Source organism: Thermomonas sp. XSG (genome assembly GCF_014678725.1).
Taxonomy (GTDB): domain Bacteria; phylum Pseudomonadota; class Gammaproteobacteria; order Xanthomonadales; family Xanthomonadaceae; genus Thermomonas.
On sequence record NZ_CP061497.1, the window covers coordinates 2,339,446 to 2,354,887 of the forward strand.

Genomic DNA, 15,442 nt, shown 5'->3' on the forward strand with positions numbered 1-15,442 from the left:
CGCCGGGGAGCGCCCATGACCTTCGATGCAGGGCGGGGCGGGGCGCAAGGCGGTATAAGACGCCATGTTCGCGCGAATCCAGCACACCCGCCTGCTGCGCTATGCCGGCCTGTTCACCTGGGCGATGGTCGGCCTGCCGCTACTCTATTTCTGGCTGCGGCCGCAGCAGGTCGGCGGCGGCGAGAACCTGGCGATGCCTTGGCAGGGCTGGGTGGCCTACCTGGCGTTCGGCGCCGGCTACGTCTGGCTGACCCGGAACCTGGGGGGGCGCCGGCGCAGCGCCGCCGACTACCTGCTGCTGCTGGTGTTGACCGTGGCCGCGCTGGGGGTCAGCTATTTCAGCGGGACCGGCATGGGCAGCGTCCTGCTGATGGTGGCGGCCTGCGTGTTTCCGTGGCTGCTGCCGCTGCCGCTGGGGGTGGTGTGGCTGCTGGTCAGCCAGCTGGCGGTGGCGCCGGTGTTCATCCGCTGGCTGGGCTTCCCGCCGATGGAGGCGCTGATGCAGTCGATGCTGTACGCGGGCTTCTCCGGCTTCGTGTTCGTGGTCAGCCTGGTCGCCCTGCAGCAGGCGCAGGCGCGCGAGGAGCAGCGCCGCCTGAATGCCGAGCTGCGCGCCACCCGCGCGCTGCTGGCGGACAGCGCGCGGGTCAACGAGCGCACCCGCATCTCGCGCGAGCTGCACGACCTGCTGGGCCACCACCTCACCGCGCTCAGCCTGAACCTGGAGGTGGCCGGGCACCTGTCCGAAGGGCGCGTGCGCGAGCACGTGCAGCAGGCCCACACGCTGGCCCGCCTGCTGCTGACCGACGTCCGCGAGGCGGTCAGCCAATTGCGCGAGGGCGGCGCGATCGACCTGGGCGCCGCGCTGCGCCCGCTGGCAGAGAACGTTCCCAAGCTCGCCATCGAGATGGACATCGAGCAGCCACTCACCGTCGACGACCCGGAGCGCGCCCATGTGCTGCTGCGCTGCGCCCAGGAAGCGATCACCAATGCGGTGCGGCACGCCGGCGCCAGCCGGCTGTGGCTGGCGGCGCGGCGGGACGGGCACAATATCGTCCTGCAGGTGCGCGACGATGGTCGCGGCAGCGACCAGGTGCTGCCCGGCAACGGTCTGCGCGGTCTCGGTGAACGCCTGCGCCAGCACGGCGGGCGCCTGGACATCGCTACCCGCCGCGGCCAGGGTTTCCAGCTCACCATTACCCTGCCGGTTGCGCCGAACGCCGCCACCCGCCTCCCCGAAGGAGTCCCCGCATGACCCGATCCACTCCGATCAGCGTGTTCCTGGTGGACGACCAGACCCTGGTGCGCCAGGGCATCCGTTCGCTGCTTGCCCTGGCTGAAGGCATCGAGGTGGTGGCGGAGGCCTCCGATGGTCGCCAGGCGGTGGAGCGCATTCCGGAAGTGAAGCCCGACGTGGTGCTGATGGACATGCGGATGCCGGCGATGTCAGGGCTGGAGGCGCTGCAGGCGATGGGGCGCGCGGGCACCCTGCCGCCCACGATCATCCTCACCACATTCGACGACGATGCGCTGGTCCTGGCGGGTATCAAGGCCGGCGCGAAGGGCTACCTGCTCAAGGACGTGTCGCTCGAGCAGCTGGTGGACGCCATCCAGACCGTGGCCGGCGGCGGTTCGCTGGTGCAACCGGCGGTGACACAGCGGCTGCTGTCCGGGCTGGAACACATGCGCAACGAGTTCGTCAGCCTGGACCGCCCCGATCCGCTGACCGACCGCGAAACCGAGATCCTGCGGCTGATGGCCTCGGGTTTCTCGAACAAGGAAATCGCCAACTCGCTGGGCGTTGCGGAAGGCACCATCAAGAACCACGTGTCCAACATCCTCAGCAAGCTCGGCGTGCGTGATCGCACCCGCGCGGTCCTCAAGGCGTTCGAGCTGCAGCTGGTCTGAAAGCGCGTCTGGAAGGCCCGGAGCCCGGTGAGGCGGTGCCCCGGGGCGCCGCGGTGCGTACCGGCTGCATTCTCCGTGCCCAAGCCGGGGTGTGCGCATGGCATGCCGCGCAGTGGCCGATGCACCCGAGCCGCGGCGGCCCCGGTTCCCGGGTCAGCTCCCCCCCGGCGCAGCCGACAGTGACCGGATTGGTGGCCGCCGTCGCGTTTTTTTCGCGTGCGCACCCTCGCCGCCGATGGCCGCAGTTTGCTAGGATGGCGGGTCCGAGCGGCTCAGGCCGCTGACGGCCTTTCCCGGAGATTCCTGAATGACTCGTCTGCTCGAGATCCTGATTTCGCTCGCGATCGTCGTGGCGCTGTACCTGGTGGTTGGCCTTGCGTTGCCGTCTTCGCGCCACCTGGTGGAGAAGATCGAAACCAATCGCAAGCTCACCATCGTGTTCGATACCCTCAACAGCTTCCGTCGCTTCAAGGACTGGAACACGCTGGTACTGCGCGACCCCGGCATGCAGGTGACCCTGTCCGGTCCGGAGGAAGGCGAGGGCGCCCAGTTCGACTACGCGTCGGACAAGAAGGGCGTCGGCAAGGGTTCCTGGAAGATCGTCGAGAGCGTGCCGCGCGAGAAGATCGCGTTCGCGATCGAGAACCAGGAGCGCGGCGACAACAAGCGCACCGAATTCACCTTCAAGCCGACCGGCCGCAACAACCGCAACGTCGAGATCACCCAGACCTACGACGTGGACTACGGCTGGAACCTGATCGGCCGCTACGCCGGCCTGTACGTCACCCGCCACGTGGGCGACGACATGAAGATGGGCCTGACCCGCCTGGTCAACATGCTGGCCGCGGTGCCGAACGTCGACTACGCGGTCAAGGACAGCAAGATGACCACCCCGAAGGTGGTCGAACGCCCGGCCGAGGACCTGCTGGTGGTGAGCGCCGGTGCGGTCGAGCGCGGCAACGCGCAGATCCAGGCATCGATGACCTCCAACAGCGAGTGGATCAAGCGCGTGATCGACGCCAACGGCCTCGAGGCAGTCGGGCCGCTGCGCATCGTCACCACCGACCTCGGCCGCGAGACCTACACCTTCGACGTGGTGCAGCCGGTCCGCAAGAAGGACGGCAGCGCGATCACCAGTGTCGCCACCCAGGGCCCTGTGCAGCACGTGCAGAGCCCGGCCTCGAAGGCCGCGGTGGCTTCGTACACCGGCTACATGGCCGAGCTGGAGAACGTCCGCAACGCGCTGCGCGCTTGGGCCGCGACCCATGGGCATGAAGTCAAGGACCGCGCCTTCGAGGACTATAAGTCCGGCGTGTCCGGCGCCTTCACCGAAAACGGCCAGTTCGACGTCTACTGGCCGGTGAAGTAAGCCTCGCGTTTCATCGCGACATCCGCAAACGCCGCGTTTCGACGCGGCGTTTGCATTTGCGGCGACCCTTGCAGGCAGAATGCACGCATGAACAGCCACGGCACCCCCGCTTTCGTCGTCTACCGGCGCTACTTCGCCGCCGTCGGCGGCCTGCTTGCCGCGTTGGCGGTGGCACTGTCCGCCTACGCCATGCACGCGGCCGCGCCGGAGTCGCAGGCGCGCATGCTGCAGGCGGCCATCTTCGCCTTCGCCCATGGGGTGGCTCTGTCCGCGCTGGCGCCGCTGGCGCAACGGCCGACGGGGCTGCTGGCCCTGGCCATGCTGCTGGGCGGGGTGCTCCTGTTCAGTGGCAGCCTGCTGGCCGTGGCGATGCTGGGGCTGCCGTCGACGCTGGCCCCGTTCGGCGGTGCGCTGATGATTGGCGGCTGGCTGCTGCACGCCTACGATCGCCTGCGCGGCTGAGCTGGCGATGTCGCGCCAAGCCAGGGGGTTCGATACGGCGGAGGCATTCGCGCACCTGTGCAGGCGCGACCGCAAGCTGGGCGCGTGGATGCGCCGTCTGGACCCCATCGGGGCCAATCCGCAGTGGCGCAAGCCGTTCGACCCGGTCGATGCGCTGGCCCGCGCCATCCTCTACCAACAGCTCAGCGGCAAGGCGGCGGCAACGATCGTCGGCCGCGTGGAAACCGCCATCGGCAGCGACCGTTTCCACTGCGACACGCTGGCACGGATCGACGATGCCGCCCTGCGCGGGTGCGGCGTCTCCGGCAACAAACTGCTGGCGCTGCGCGATCTGGCGCGGCGCGAAGAGGCGGGCGAGATCCCCACCTTGCGACGGATGGCGGCGATGAGCGACGACGATATCGTCGCCGCGCTGGTGCCGGTCCGCGGCATCGGCCGCTGGACGGTGGAGATGATGCTGATGTTCCGGCTTGGCCGTCCCGACGTGCTGCCGATCGACGACCTGGGCATTCGCAAGGGCGCGCAGGCGGTGGACAAGCTCGAAGCGATGCCGACCCCGAAGGAACTGACGGCGCGCGGCGAACGCTGGGGGCCGTACCGCAGCTATGCCAGCTTCTACCTGTGGCGGATCGCCGATGCCGCCGCGGGCGCAAAGCAGGCAGTGGCACGGTCGCAGGACTGAGCGCCGCGACGGCTAGGGGGCGAGCTTCGCGCCGGCCTCCAGCAGCAGCTTGCGCAGTTCGTGGCGATGGCAATGTGCCTCGTCCTCGCAGTAGCAGCCCACGCTGAAATCCGTGCCTTGCGACAACGCCGCCAGCAGCGCGATGGCGTGCGCGGCGTCGGGCCGCTTCATCTCGCTCCGGTAGCGGCGGAAGAACGCCCGCCACCGCGCCGGCGTGGTCGCCGCGTGGGCCATATCCATCGCTTCCTGGCTGGGCGCCACGGTCGGCAGCCAGGTGTCGTAGAAATCACGCTTGGCGAACTCCGCTTTCGGTACGCCGCGCGGCGGCCGCCGTACGGTGCCGATCCGCAGTCCTTCCGCGGGCAGGCGCGCCGTGCCAAGGCGGATGATGCGGACAGCCATGCGGAACTCCGGGCAGGGGTCGCGTCGAGGGTAGCGCAATGCGATCCGGGTTCAGCCGGTGGTTGAACTTTCCGCGGAGATCGACGTCACAATCCGCTTTCCGGCAGTCGATGGAGCGAATGGATGCGAAAGGCGATGTTGGCGGCAGCGGTGACGCTCGGGTTGATGTCGATGCCGCTGCAGGCGCAGCAGGCCGCGCCGCCGGTGGATGGCATCCGCACCGAGGCCACCGTGGTGGTGGAGGGCGAGCAGCCCGGCCCGGGCCTGTGGCTGGTGCGCAAGGGCAGCCATGACCTCTACATCCTCGGCACGCTGCGGCCCCTGCCGATGAAGATGCAGTGGCAGTCGGCCCAGGTGCGGCAGGTGCTGGCGCAGGCGCGGGAGGTGATCCGCATGCGCGGCGTGCAGATCGATGCCGACGTGGGCTTCTTCAAGGGCCTGCTGCTGATGCCGAAGCTGCTGGGTGCACGCAACAATCCGGACGACAGGAAACTGCAGGAAGTGGTGTCGCCCGCGTCCTATGCGCGCTGGCAGGCGCTGAAGGCGCGCTACATCGGCAGCGACGGCGGCGTGGAGAAGCGGCGCCCGCTGTTCGCCGCGCAGGAGCTGTACTCGGCGGCGATGAAGAAAAGCGGCCTGGACACCCACGACCTGGCCTGGCCGGTGGTGGCGGAGGCGATCAAGGCGCACAGCCCCACGGTGACTGTGGTGCGGGAAACCATCACCATCAAGGACCCCAAGCCGCTGCTCAAGGAATGGTCGAAGACCACGCTGGATGACTTGGCCTGCTTCGACAACACCATGAGGCGGATCGAAACGGACCTCGGCACCATGCGTGCCCGCGCCAATGCCTGGGCCACCGGCGACATCGCCGCGCTGCGCTCGCTGCCCGCCGCCGAGCAATGGGAAGCATGCAACAGCGCGATTTCCGAAACCGGCGTCGGCAAGCGGCTGGGCTATGGCGATGCGAAGCACAAGCTGCGGACCAAATGGCTGGCCGCCGCGGAGACGGCGCTTGCGCGCAACACGGTCAGTTTCGCCACGCTGTCGCTCAACGACATGCTGGGTGCGGATGGCTATCTGGCCGGGCTGGAAGCCAGGGGCTACACGGTGATCGCGCCGGACGAATGAGTCTCGGCTGGCGGGCGCGGCTGCCTGCCGCGCCGTGCAGTCAGGAGGCGGCCTGCGCGCGCGGCGGCTGCAGCAGTTCCGGCCAGCGCTCCAGCACCGCGGCGCGGATGCCGGCCACGTCCAGCCCGGCTTCGGCCAGCAGGTCTTCGCGGCTGGCGTGGTGCTGGAAGGCATCGGGCAGCCCGAGGTGCAGGATCGGCAGGACGATGCCTTCGGCCGCCAGCAGTTCGGCCACGCCGCTGCCGGCGCCGCCTGCCACCACGTTGTCTTCAAGGGTCACGAAGCCTTCGTGGCTGTTCGCCAGTTCGAGCACCAGAGCGCGGTCCAGCGGCTTGACGAAGCGCATGTTGACCATTGTGAGGCCCAGCTCCTCGCCCACCTGCTGCGCCGCCGGCACCAGCGCGCCGAAGGCGAGCAGGGCGATCCGCGCGCCGCTGCGGCGCAGCTGCGCCTTGCCGACCGGCAGCGTGTCCAGGCCCGGTTGCACGGCCACGCCCGGGCCGGTGCCGCGCGGGTAGCGCACCGCGGCCGGGCCGGGGTGGTGGTGGCCGGTGGACAGCATCTGCCGGCATTCGTTCTCGTCGGCCGGCGCCATCACCAGCATGTTCGGCACGCAGCGCAGGTAGCTGAGGTCGAGGTTACCCGCATGTGTGGCACCGTCCGGGCCGACCACGCCGCCGCGATCGATGGCGAACAGCACGTCCAGTTCCTGGATGGCGACGTCGTGCACCAGCTGGTCGTAGCCGCGCTGCAGGAAGGTGGAGTAGATCGCCACGACGGGCTTCGCGCCTTCGCAGGCCATGCCGGCGGCCAGCGTCACCGCGTGCTGTTCGGCGATGGCGACGTCGAAATAGCGGTCCGGGTATTCCTGGCTGAAATGCACCAGCCCCGAGCCTTCGCGCATCGCCGGGGTGATGCCGAGCAGTTTGGGGTCGGCGGCGGCCATGTCGCAGAGCCAGTCGCCGAATACGTCGGTATAGGTGGGCTTCTTCGCCGCGGGCTTGCCGACCACGCCGATGGACGGGTCGAACGGGCTGACCGCGTGGTAGCCGATCTGGTCGCCTTCGGCCAGCTCGTAGCCTTTGCCCTTGGTGGTGATGACGTGCAGCAGCTGCGGCCCTTTCAGGCCCTTCAGCGTCTTCAGCGTCTGCAGCAGGGCGTCGGTGTCGTGACCGTCGATCGGGCCGGTGTAGTGGAAGCCCATCTGCTCGAACAGGGTGGATGGCACGAACATGCCTTTCCAGTGTTCTTCCCAGCGCTTGACGAAGCGCGCCGGCGGGTTGCGCTTGTCGCCCAGCAGCTTCTTGCCGCCCTCGCGGATCGCGTTGAGGGTGCGGTTGCCGGACATGCGCCCGAGCATCTTGGTCAGCCCGCCCACCGCCTCGCTGATCGACATGCGGTTGTCGTTGAGGATCACCAGGATGTCCGGTTCCTCGTCCATGCCGCCGGCGTGGCCGAGTGCTTCCCAGGCCATGCCCGCGGTCATCGCGCCATCGCCGATCACCGCCACGATCCGGCGGTCGATGCCGGCGCGCGCATTGGCGATGGCCATGCCCAGCGCGGCCGAAATCGAGGTCGAGGAGTGGCCGACGCCGAAAGTGTCGTATTCGCTTTCCTCGCGCTTGGGGAACGGCGCCACGCCGTCCTTCTGCTTGACCGTGTGGATGCGGTCGCGGCGGCCGGTGAGGATCTTGTGCGGGTAGCACTGGTGGCCCACGTCCCAGACGATGCGATCGTGCGGCGTGTCATACAGGTAATGCAGGACGGTGGTCAGCTCCACCACGCCCAGGCCCGCGCCGAAATGCCCGCCGGACTTGCCTACCGATTCGATCAGGAACGCGCGCAGCTCGTCGGCCGCCGCGCGCACGTCGGTTTCGGGCAGCTGGCGCAGGTCGGCGGGGTTGTCGATCTTCGACAACAGGGGATAGCGGGACGCATCGATCATCCGCCTATTGTCGCGCCGCGGGCGGGTGCGGGCAACGTGAAGGCGGACCCCGGAAACGCGCGGGGCCCGCACGGTGGCGGGCCCCGGCGGAACGGCGTCGGTGCGGGTTCAGCCGCAGCTGCCGCAACAGGTGGTGCCTTCGGCGTGCTCGGGTGCCAGCGTGGCGGGGTAGCCTGCGGCGCGCAGGGCGTCGCTGATGTCGTTTTCCTTCAGGCCGCTTTCCACCAGCAGGCGACCGCGGCCGATGTTGGCGGTGATCTTGGCCTGCGGATCCAGCGCGTGCACGGCGAAAGCGATGGAGCGGGCAGTGGCCTCGTCAACGAGGCCTAGGACGTCGAACAGCATGGGGAAACTCCAGGGAATGGCGGAACGCGCTGTGCGCGGTGCAGCCATGATCCGCAGGCGCCGCCGGCCGCGCCTTGACCGGGATCAGCCGGCGGACGTGGAACAGGGAGCGGCTGGCGGCGAGAGGCCTGACGGACCGCCAAGTGGGCGCCACCCCGGAAATCCGCGCCTGCTCAGGTCGATGCCGCCTGTTCACGCAGCTGCGCCGCCCGATCCCGACCGAGGTAGCGGTGGATGGCGGCGCGGGCGAGGTAGAGCAGCGGGATCAGCGCGATGGCCGCCAGCATCTTGTAGGCGTAGTTCAGCGAGCCGACCGCCAGGAACAGCGAGGTGGGCCAATGCTGCGGGCCGAGCACGAAGGCGATGTACAGCACCACGAAGCTGTCCACCAGCTGCGACACCGCGGTGGATCCGGTGGCGCGCAGCCAGGCGTGGCGTTCGCCGGTGCGGCGACGGATCTGGTGGAAGACGTGGATGTCGATCAGCTGGCCGATCAGGAACGCCACCAGCGAGCCGACCATGATCCACATGCCCTGGCCGAACACCGCTGCATACGCGGCCTGGTAGTCCGGCACGCCTTGGTCCTGCGCCGCACCCACCCACCAGCTGGCGGGCGCCAGCCGGATGGCGATGTACGCGAACAGGAAGCCGTAGGCCACCAACCCCGCGGCCAGCCAGCTGACCATCCGCACGCCGCGCTTGCCGAAGTATTCGTTGACCGTGTCGGTCATAATGAACACGATCGGCCAGACCACCGTGCCGGCGGTGAAGTCCAGCGTGCCGCCCTGTCCGAACAGGTTCCAGTGCAGTGGCGCGATCCCCAGCGAGCCTTCCAGCGCGAAGATCTTGACCCCGATGAATTCCGCCAGCACCGCATTGGCGCAGAAGAACGCCGCCAGCGCGGCGAACAGACGGGTCGCGCGATCGTCCAGCAGGCGCATGCTTCAGGGCGACTTGGCCGGCGGCGGCGCGAACGGGATGGTGTCCGGCGCCACCGCGCCGCCGCTGATGATGAATTTCAGCGGCGCGGTAAATGATGGTGTGCAAGAGTTCGTTGTCATACCTGTCTATCCTGCTCTTTGAGCCTTGATATTATTGGGTTGGGCGCTTGCGGGCGATGAAATAGTGGTGTAGCTTCCGGGGGTAAGTGGTAGCAACCCGTAGCGGCCGGATGGATACCAAAGCAATGCAAAAACGAGATCTTGGAGCCGATGAGAGGGCGAAGCCCGGCGAGGCCGCGGTGCATCTCGACACCGCAACTGTGCGCGGACTGGCGATCCCCGACAAGGGTAGCCGGCTATGGCTCGACGACGAGATCCCCGGCTTCGGCTGCCAGGTCACCTATGGCGGGACGAAGACTTTCCGGCTTCGCTATCGGCGCGGAGGCAAGTGGTACTCGCTCAAGATTGGCCGTTGGCATGACCCGGGCGAGCGGCTCAGGCCTTCGCGCGGAGCCGCTCAGAAAAGCGAGGGCATCTCGGCGGGGGATGCGCGCGTCAAAGCGGCAGAGCTCAGGCGCCAGATCAACGCCGGCGGGCACCCGGCATTCGAGGTGCGGGCAGCAGCTGCCGAACAGCAGCGCGCCGAGCGCGGGCTGGTCACGGTGCGCCAGGCGTGGGCGGAATACTGCGGCACCGATGAGGCGCCGGGTTTTGTCTACCAACGCGCCCGGCCGATGGCCCCGAAGTCGATCCTGCAGATCCAGACCTCGTTCGCGAATCACGTGGAGCCGCGCATCGGCGGTCGCGCCATGTCGAGCATCGAGGCGGAAGACATCGAAGCCATCGCGCTCGAGGTCGGCAAGTCGCGCATGCGCAAGGGCCGGAAGGTCGGCGGCCCAGCTGCGGCGCGTCATGTCGTCGCGCACCTGTCCGCGTTCTTTGCGTGGGCGCTCAAGCGCAAGCTCGTCAAGGCGAATCCGGCGAAGGCTATCGATCGGGGGGAAGTGCTGGAGCCGGCGCCAGTCCGCGAGCGCTACCTCGCGCCGGAGGAGTTCGACGCCGTCATGCGCGCGCTGGACGAATGGCCCCTCGTGGCCAAGCGCGGCTCTCGGCATGGCCCGGCGAAGATCGTTCGATTGGACGAGCCGCAGGTGCGGCAGCTGGTGAGCTGCGAGGCGTTCCGTGTCGGCCTGCTCACGGCAGCCCGAAAGAGCGAGGTCTACAAGATGCGGTGGTCGGACGTCGACCTCGACACGCGCGTATGGCGTCGGCCTGCCCGGACGATGAAGGCGCGCAAGGCGCACGAGATCGTTTTAGCGCCGACCGCGGTCAATTCCCTGCGGAAGCTGAGGGATGCACATGGCGATCCGGTGTTCGCGTTCCCGGGCAAGCAGCGGCTGGATGCCCTCATCGCCGGGCGTAGGTTGAAGGGCGACGAGGGTGGGCCGATGAAGGACGCGCACGAGCTCTGGGGCCGCATCCGCCGGACTATCGGCCTGGACGACGTGACCATTCACGACCTGCGGCACACCGCTGCGAGCGTGCTCATAAGCGCCGGCTACACGCTCGACGACGTCGGCGCCCAGCTGGCGCACGCGAACCCGCAGACGACAAAGCGCTACGCGCATCTCATGCACGAACGCAAGCGCGAGATGGCCGACGCGATGGAGGCATTCTCGAACATGCGCAAGCAGTCGGCGCCTGCCGGCTAAACGCCCGAGCCCGGTGCAGCAACACCGGGCGCGGACTTCCACAACCGAAGGGAGACTTCGATCATGGCAATTGCAAACGATACCGCGCCGCGTGGCGAGGTTGTAGCTTTCCCCGGGCGCCGAGTCCGCCCCTTGAATGAGGACCAGCTGCCGGCGCACTGGTCGCGCCCCCTGCGCACGCACTACCTGCGCGTGACAGACGGCGATTTCACGCCGCACGCGGAGGCGTTCAACTACTGCCAAACGATGGCCGCCCTGCAGCGCGGAGAGGAGGAAAGCGAGCGGGACTATATGCTGCGCTGCGCGCGTGCCGCCGTCGCGTTGCTGCCGCGACGGGAGGGCTGAATCGGTGGCCAGAGGAAACCTCGAAGGTACGAAGCTGCGCTACGCACTGCATCGTTCAAGGTGTGGAGACCCTTCGCACATGCCAGATGCGTTGCTAGGGATCGCGCAATCACTGCGCCGAGGCGATTCCTTGCTTCCTGAGGAAGCTGAGTTTCTCGCGGCAGCTCTGGAGCAAACAGCAACTTCAGAAAAGCCCGCAGTAGAGATCGCCAATGCTTTCGGTCTCAGTCGACGCAAAGGAAGAACTCAGGCCGAGAAATTCGACCGGGCATATCCTCGTGCGATGAGGGCATCCGAGCTCATCGAGGGAGGACTTACTCATGAGGCTGCCTTCACTGCTACCGCTGCCGAGTTTCACTGCGACGAGTCTCGGATCTCAGAGGCCTACTACGATCTGCGCGACTACCTCCGCGACTAATTGCGTCATTTGTCGCCCATGACCATCAACTGAATTTCCAATTCACTGGCCCCAACTTCCCAAGGGGCCAGCGATGAACCCGATTTCGTGCCAGTCCAAACCCGCGCCGATCGCAACCCTTAGCGATTGGATGCCGCTCGCTGTCTACCTCGACTTGAAGGGCGTCACCCGGCGCGCTGTCTCGGCTCGCCCTGATATCAAACGCCGCAAAGTGCGCGGCCGGGTCGAGATCCACCGCAGCGCCCTCGACGTGACGTTCCGCGGGGGTGCCCGATGAGCGCCGGCCTCGACGCTCAGGCTACCCGCCTGCTAGCGCGGCTGCGCCGCGGCCCCATCACCTCGCTGCAGGGACTCGAAGAGCTCGGCATCGCGCGTACCGCATCCCGCGTCTGCGAGCTGCGCAAGGATGGTCACGAGATCCAGTCCGAGTACGTGAAGGTTCGCGACCGCTACGGGAGCAAGTGCCGCGTTGCGCGCTATCACCTGGTCAAGGAGCGCGCGTGAACGACCTCGAGGAAATCATCGCGAAGCTTCGCGACAAGGCGACGATGCAGGGCATTGCAGGCACCGATTCCGGGCGCGCGGTACTGCAGCGGATTGCAGACGACTATGCAAGGCTCGAGGCAGAGCTTGCGGCGAAAGTTCCAGAGATGCAGCGGCTACTTGGCCAGTACCGTGAGGTGCTGAGGCTGGCCCGTAAGTACCTGCGCAAGGGGTGGCTGGCATGACTCGCGCAACCATCCCTCCGCCGGCGCCTAGCGCACTGGTCGCAGATCTCGAAGACCGCAAGCTCTCGTCTCGGGCTGCTGCGCAGTACCTGGACGTCCACCCGGTCACGTTGCGCAAGTGGCGCCGCAGCGGCGCAGGCCCCGCATGGCACGTCACCGATGGCGGAAACATTCGCTACTCCCTTTGCGAGCTGCGTCGCTGGTCGGAAGGGAGGCGTTCATGAGCGCCAAGCGTCGCGCGAAGGTGCGCGAGAAAGCAAAGCGACTTCGCGACCGCTCCACTGTGCGCGTGGTCGGGATCGATAAGCCCGGCGACGTCTGGACGCATATCCAATCCCCGCTCACCGTTGGCAACACCCACCGGTTCATGGTGCCGATGCGGGGCGATGGCCGACTTAGCGATTTCGCCTATGTCGTCGAAGTGGCGACGCGGATGATCGACATCATCCCGACCGAATCTCTGGCCGATCTTCTTCCGCACCTTCCTGCGAATGGCCGCGCCCATATCGAGGGCGTTCTCGCTCAGTACAGGGCCGAGCGCTCGGGTCAGTGGGGGCATGCTTGAATCAGGCTGCCGAATACATCTCCCACGGCTGGGCGTTGTGCAACATCCCGCCTGGCAAGAAAGGCCCGGAAGGTCTTGACGCAAAGGGATGGAACACACAAGGGCGGGCGATCCGAGATCCGCGCAAGCTGCGCGGTGGGCACAACGTCGGCCTGCTGCATGCATGGTCAGGAACCGTCGCGATCGACATCGACCAGTACGATGCGGCGGTCGCTTGGCTTGAGGGGAAGGGAGTCGACCTGCAGCAGCTGCTAGCTGCCGACGATGCAGTGCAGATCAAGAGCGGGCGGCCGAACAAAGCGAAGCTGCTCTATGTCGTCCCCCAAGGGGTCGATCCGCTCGGCCTTTCGTCGGTCTCCATCCACGCTACCGAGCCCAATGCAGAGGGTAAGTTCCCGGTCATTCTCGAATTCAGGTGCGCGACGAAAGACGGCCTATCCGTGCAGGACGTGCTGCCACCGTCGTTCCACCCGCTGACAGGGAAGCCCTACGAATGGGGTGGCGATTGGCGCGAGGTGGGCGAGCTTCCCGAGGCCTTGCTCAAGCTCTGGCGCGAGCACCTGGACGAAGACGACCGGAGCCGCCGTAAGCGCGGCGCCACCGGCCCTGGAACAAGTGCCGAAGTTCTCGACATGGTGCGCCGTGCGCAAGCTGCTGGCCTCAAGCCGTACCGATGCGGGGACGGATTCCGGGCCTACTGCCCCGTGCATGGTGGTGAGAGCGGGACTACGTTCAAGATCGACGAGGGTGGGGGCGGCAAGGTGCTGGTGCACTGCCACGCCAAGTGCGCGCCAGAGGCCATCTTCGCGGCACTCCCTGGGCGTGACCGTGGGGTGCCGGCCGTCTCAACAGTCGAGCAGCTCAAGCGCGCGCAGGATGCCCGCAAGGCACCGCTTGGCTCCAGCGGAGCCGTCATCCTGCCCGCCATGCCCGAGGAGCTGCTCGCGTTGCCTGGTGGCTTGGGCGAGCTGCAGCGATGGATCGTCGGCTACATGTCGCATCCGTCGCCTGGCGCTGCCGGTGTGGCGGCGCTGGCCACGATGACGCACTTCGCCATGTCGCACCTTGGCATCGCCAGCCGCGACGGGCTCGGGTTCAATGAGCAGTACCTGCTGCTGGCGCCGACCGGCTTCGGAAAGGAAGACCTACGCAAGCCGATTCGCAAGATCGCCGAGGCCTTGCCGGATCGTCTGCCGCGCACCGCAGGCAACCTCACCATCCAGCGCCTTCCAGAGGTACGCGAAAACGCACCGGCCTCGCTGCAGGGCATGCATAGCGCGCTCGAGCTCAACCGCGCCCATACCTTTCTGCCCGACGAGTTCGGCGAGTGGCAGGCGCATGCGGCCAAGGATGGCCACAAGCAGCAGGCGGCCGCGTACGCGATGCAGGCCTATACCAAGGCGTTCGGGGTGCTCGAAGCACCGAGTGTGTCGACGCACGGCAACGCTAAGCCTTACATGCCGGTGAAGCACCCTCGCGTACTCATCTTTGCAACCTCGACCGCCGAGAGGATGCTCGAGGCGGTGACGGCCAGCCAGGCCGATAGCGGCGGCCTGAACCGCTTCGTGATTCTTGTCGCCGAGCAGGATCGCATCGCCAAGCGCTACCCAAGCGCCAAGGCGTCGGACTACGTTCCGCCCAACGCAGTGCTCGACCTGGTCGCATGGGTGGCCTCGCTGCCTGAGCAGCTGCTACCGCTCGAGCCCGAGGCATGGGACTACCACGACGCGCACGATGCTGCCGTGCTTGAGGTGCTCGCCTATCGCGATCCGCGCCTTGCGAAGCGTCTCAACGAGCAGGCACTCAAGCTGGCCGGTCTCGTGGCGTTGGGTGAGCGCCGACTCACTGTGACGGCACGCGACCTCGCCATCGCTTATGCCATTCGCGAGGGGCTCTATCACCGGGCCGCGGCGCTGGTCGGCTATGACGGCGCGCTCAGTGGAATGCACCCGACAGGGCGGGCACTAGAGCAGATCCGGCAGCACCTGGTCGAGAAGCCGTTTATCTATCGGTCGCACCTGCCGAAGGTCTCGCGGAAGTTCGCCGGTCTCTCGATCCCCGAACGCGAGGCGGTGTTGCGGGCAGTTCAAAGCGAGGGGTTCGCAAAGCTCGACGGCGGAAAGCTGGTCTCGCTCATTCACGAGGAGGCCGCTGCGTGACTTGGGACAAATTGGGACGGATTTGGACGGTATCCGTCCAACTGCTGAAACGTAAGCGGGACGCGGGTTGTATGGCAGAAAAAGAGAGAGATTTTCCTATTTTCCTTACCCATACACCCTGTATGCATTTGGACACTGCGGGGGTGCTGTCCAAGTGTCCAAATGTCCAAATCGTCCAAGTGAAAAAGCACCCCGGCGCAGCTTCACCGCTTGCCCAAGGCGGCGGCCTGATTCGGAGCGGGGCGGCTTCCTTGCGGAGCGCAGGCCGTGCTTCCGGGGTGGAGACAGGTTGCGCCTGGGCGCGGCGTGTGTCCGTAGGGGAATGCCGCA

General features: G+C 67.2%; 19 protein-coding genes. 15 read left to right on the forward strand and 4 right to left on the reverse strand.

The genetic code is table 11. The features are described 5' to 3' along the window. Window positions 1-64: 64 nt before the first annotated feature. From ICG51_RS11045 to ICG51_RS11065, 5 genes are all read left to right on the forward strand, one after another. The gene (locus ICG51_RS11045; RefSeq protein WP_190280407.1) at window positions 65-1,255 is read left to right on the forward strand and encodes a sensor histidine kinase; all 1,191 of its coding nucleotides are present in this window, start codon (window positions 65-67) and stop codon (window positions 1,253-1,255) included. After that, window positions 1,252-1,908, forward strand: a complete 657-nt coding sequence (locus tag ICG51_RS11050; RefSeq protein WP_190280408.1) for a response regulator transcription factor — start codon at window positions 1,252-1,254, stop codon at window positions 1,906-1,908. Before ICG51_RS11045 ends, ICG51_RS11050 begins: the two co-directional genes overlap by 4 nt. A gap of 307 nt (window positions 1,909-2,215) precedes the next feature. After that, window positions 2,216-3,277: an SRPBCC family protein gene (locus ICG51_RS11055; protein WP_190280409.1), complete on the forward strand. Its 1,062-nt coding sequence runs from the start codon at window positions 2,216-2,218 to the stop codon at window positions 3,275-3,277. An 87-nt stretch (window positions 3,278-3,364) separates the two neighbouring features. Next, a complete protein-coding gene (locus ICG51_RS11060; protein WP_190280410.1) occupies window positions 3,365-3,739 on the forward strand; it encodes a DUF423 domain-containing protein in 375 nt (124 codons plus the stop codon). 7 nt (window positions 3,740-3,746) lie between these two features. Further along, window positions 3,747-4,421, forward strand: a complete 675-nt coding sequence (locus tag ICG51_RS11065) for a DNA-3-methyladenine glycosylase (RefSeq protein ID WP_190280411.1) — start codon at window positions 3,747-3,749, stop codon at window positions 4,419-4,421. 12 nt (window positions 4,422-4,433) lie between these two features. Here the strand turns inward: ICG51_RS11065 and ICG51_RS11070 are convergent, their stop codons facing one another. Next, complete coding sequence (locus tag ICG51_RS11070; RefSeq protein ID WP_190280412.1) at window positions 4,434-4,823, reverse strand: DUF488 family protein; 390 nt, start codon at window positions 4,821-4,823, stop codon at window positions 4,434-4,436. Between the two features lie 123 nt (window positions 4,824-4,946). Here ICG51_RS11070 and ICG51_RS11075 point away from each other — a divergent pair, with 123 nt between their 5' ends. After that, window positions 4,947-5,954 carry a TraB/GumN family protein gene (locus ICG51_RS11075; RefSeq protein WP_190280413.1) on the forward strand — a complete coding sequence of 336 codons (1,008 nt, stop codon included), beginning with the start codon at window positions 4,947-4,949 and terminating at the stop codon, window positions 5,952-5,954. 40 nt (window positions 5,955-5,994) lie between these two features. Here the strand turns inward: ICG51_RS11075 and dxs are convergent, their stop codons facing one another. The 3 genes from dxs to ICG51_RS11090 all read right to left on the reverse strand — a co-directional run bounded on the left by dxs (window position 5,995) and on the right by ICG51_RS11090 (window position 9,185). Further along, window positions 5,995-7,899 carry a 1-deoxy-D-xylulose-5-phosphate synthase gene (gene dxs, locus ICG51_RS11080; RefSeq protein WP_190280414.1) on the reverse strand — a complete coding sequence of 635 codons (1,905 nt, stop codon included), beginning with the start codon at window positions 7,897-7,899 and terminating at the stop codon, window positions 5,995-5,997. A gap of 108 nt (window positions 7,900-8,007) precedes the next feature. Further along, window positions 8,008-8,244: a hypothetical protein gene (locus tag ICG51_RS11085; RefSeq protein WP_190280415.1), complete on the reverse strand. Its 237-nt coding sequence runs from the start codon at window positions 8,242-8,244 to the stop codon at window positions 8,008-8,010. A gap of 173 nt (window positions 8,245-8,417) precedes the next feature. Next, window positions 8,418-9,185, reverse strand: a complete 768-nt coding sequence (locus ICG51_RS11090) for a queuosine precursor transporter (RefSeq protein ID WP_190280416.1) — start codon at window positions 9,183-9,185, stop codon at window positions 8,418-8,420. Between ICG51_RS11090 and ICG51_RS11095 the strand changes: the two genes are divergently transcribed. The 9 genes from ICG51_RS11095 (at window position 9,184) to ICG51_RS11140 (ending at window position 15,112) form a co-directional block, all read left to right on the forward strand. Further along, a complete protein-coding gene (locus tag ICG51_RS11095) occupies window positions 9,184-9,327 on the forward strand; it encodes a hypothetical protein (RefSeq protein ID WP_190280417.1) in 144 nt (47 codons plus the stop codon). The two genes, ICG51_RS11090 and ICG51_RS11095, sit on opposite strands and share 2 nt — an antisense overlap. Before the next feature lie 103 nt (window positions 9,328-9,430). After that, window positions 9,431-10,897 carry a site-specific integrase gene (locus ICG51_RS11100; RefSeq protein ID WP_190280418.1) on the forward strand — a complete coding sequence of 489 codons (1,467 nt, stop codon included), beginning with the start codon at window positions 9,431-9,433 and terminating at the stop codon, window positions 10,895-10,897. Between the two features lie 132 nt (window positions 10,898-11,029). Then, entirely contained in the window at window positions 11,030-11,242 is a 213-nt protein-coding gene (locus tag ICG51_RS11105) for a hypothetical protein (protein WP_190280419.1), read from the forward strand. 79 nt (window positions 11,243-11,321) lie between these two features. Beyond that, window positions 11,322-11,660 (forward strand): hypothetical protein, encoded by a 339-nt coding sequence (locus tag ICG51_RS11110; protein ID WP_190280420.1) that lies wholly within the window; start codon window positions 11,322-11,324, stop codon window positions 11,658-11,660. A 73-nt stretch (window positions 11,661-11,733) separates the two neighbouring features. Beyond that, window positions 11,734-11,937 carry a hypothetical protein gene (locus ICG51_RS11115; RefSeq protein ID WP_190280421.1) on the forward strand — a complete coding sequence of 68 codons (204 nt, stop codon included), beginning with the start codon at window positions 11,734-11,736 and terminating at the stop codon, window positions 11,935-11,937. Further along, on the forward strand, window positions 11,934-12,164 hold the full coding sequence (locus ICG51_RS11120; RefSeq protein WP_190280422.1) for a helix-turn-helix domain-containing protein: 231 nt from the start codon (window positions 11,934-11,936) through the stop codon (window positions 12,162-12,164). The genes ICG51_RS11115 and ICG51_RS11120 overlap by 4 nt, the downstream gene beginning before the upstream one ends. Continuing rightward, complete coding sequence (locus ICG51_RS11125) at window positions 12,161-12,388, forward strand: hypothetical protein (protein ID WP_190280423.1); 228 nt, start codon at window positions 12,161-12,163, stop codon at window positions 12,386-12,388. The genes ICG51_RS11120 and ICG51_RS11125 overlap by 4 nt, the downstream gene beginning before the upstream one ends. 220 nt (window positions 12,389-12,608) lie before the next feature. Next, the gene (locus ICG51_RS11135) at window positions 12,609-12,953 is read left to right on the forward strand and encodes a hypothetical protein (protein ID WP_190280425.1); all 345 of its coding nucleotides are present in this window, start codon (window positions 12,609-12,611) and stop codon (window positions 12,951-12,953) included. Then, the gene (locus ICG51_RS11140) at window positions 12,950-15,112 is read left to right on the forward strand and encodes a bifunctional DNA primase/polymerase (protein WP_190280426.1); all 2,163 of its coding nucleotides are present in this window, start codon (window positions 12,950-12,952) and stop codon (window positions 15,110-15,112) included. Before ICG51_RS11135 ends, ICG51_RS11140 begins: the two co-directional genes overlap by 4 nt. Window positions 15,113-15,442 lie beyond the last annotated feature (330 nt).

Bases quoted from the DNA above. Each gene is read 5' to 3' on its own strand.
- ICG51_RS11045 (WP_190280407.1), top strand. From the start codon at position 65: ATGTTCGCGCGAATCCAGCACACCCGCCTGCTGCGCTATGCCGGCCTG.
- ICG51_RS11050 (WP_190280408.1), top strand. From the start codon at position 1,252: ATGACCCGATCCACTCCGATCAGCGTGTTCCTGGTGGACGACCAGACC.
- ICG51_RS11055 (WP_190280409.1), top strand. From the start codon at position 2,216: ATGACTCGTCTGCTCGAGATCCTGATTTCGCTCGCGATCGTCGTGGCG.
- ICG51_RS11060 (WP_190280410.1), top strand. From the start codon at position 3,365: ATGAACAGCCACGGCACCCCCGCTTTCGTCGTCTACCGGCGCTACTTC.
- ICG51_RS11065 (WP_190280411.1), top strand. From the start codon at position 3,747: ATGTCGCGCCAAGCCAGGGGGTTCGATACGGCGGAGGCATTCGCGCAC.
- ICG51_RS11070 (WP_190280412.1), bottom strand. From the start codon at position 4,823: ATGGCTGTCCGCATCATCCGCCTTGGCACGGCGCGCCTGCCCGCGGAA.
- ICG51_RS11075 (WP_190280413.1), top strand. From the start codon at position 4,947: ATGCGAAAGGCGATGTTGGCGGCAGCGGTGACGCTCGGGTTGATGTCG.
- dxs (WP_190280414.1), bottom strand. From the start codon at position 7,899: ATGATCGATGCGTCCCGCTATCCCCTGTTGTCGAAGATCGACAACCCC.
- ICG51_RS11085 (WP_190280415.1), bottom strand. From the start codon at position 8,244: ATGCTGTTCGACGTCCTAGGCCTCGTTGACGAGGCCACTGCCCGCTCC.
- ICG51_RS11095 (WP_190280417.1), top strand. From the start codon at position 9,184: ATGCTTCAGGGCGACTTGGCCGGCGGCGGCGCGAACGGGATGGTGTCC.
- ICG51_RS11090 (WP_190280416.1), bottom strand. From the start codon at position 9,185: ATGCGCCTGCTGGACGATCGCGCGACCCGTCTGTTCGCCGCGCTGGCG.
- ICG51_RS11100 (WP_190280418.1), top strand. From the start codon at position 9,431: ATGCAAAAACGAGATCTTGGAGCCGATGAGAGGGCGAAGCCCGGCGAG.
- ICG51_RS11110 (WP_190280420.1), top strand. From the start codon at position 11,322: ATGCCAGATGCGTTGCTAGGGATCGCGCAATCACTGCGCCGAGGCGAT.
- ICG51_RS11115 (WP_190280421.1), top strand. From the start codon at position 11,734: ATGAACCCGATTTCGTGCCAGTCCAAACCCGCGCCGATCGCAACCCTT.
- ICG51_RS11120 (WP_190280422.1), top strand. From the start codon at position 11,934: ATGAGCGCCGGCCTCGACGCTCAGGCTACCCGCCTGCTAGCGCGGCTG.
- ICG51_RS11135 (WP_190280425.1), top strand. From the start codon at position 12,609: ATGAGCGCCAAGCGTCGCGCGAAGGTGCGCGAGAAAGCAAAGCGACTT.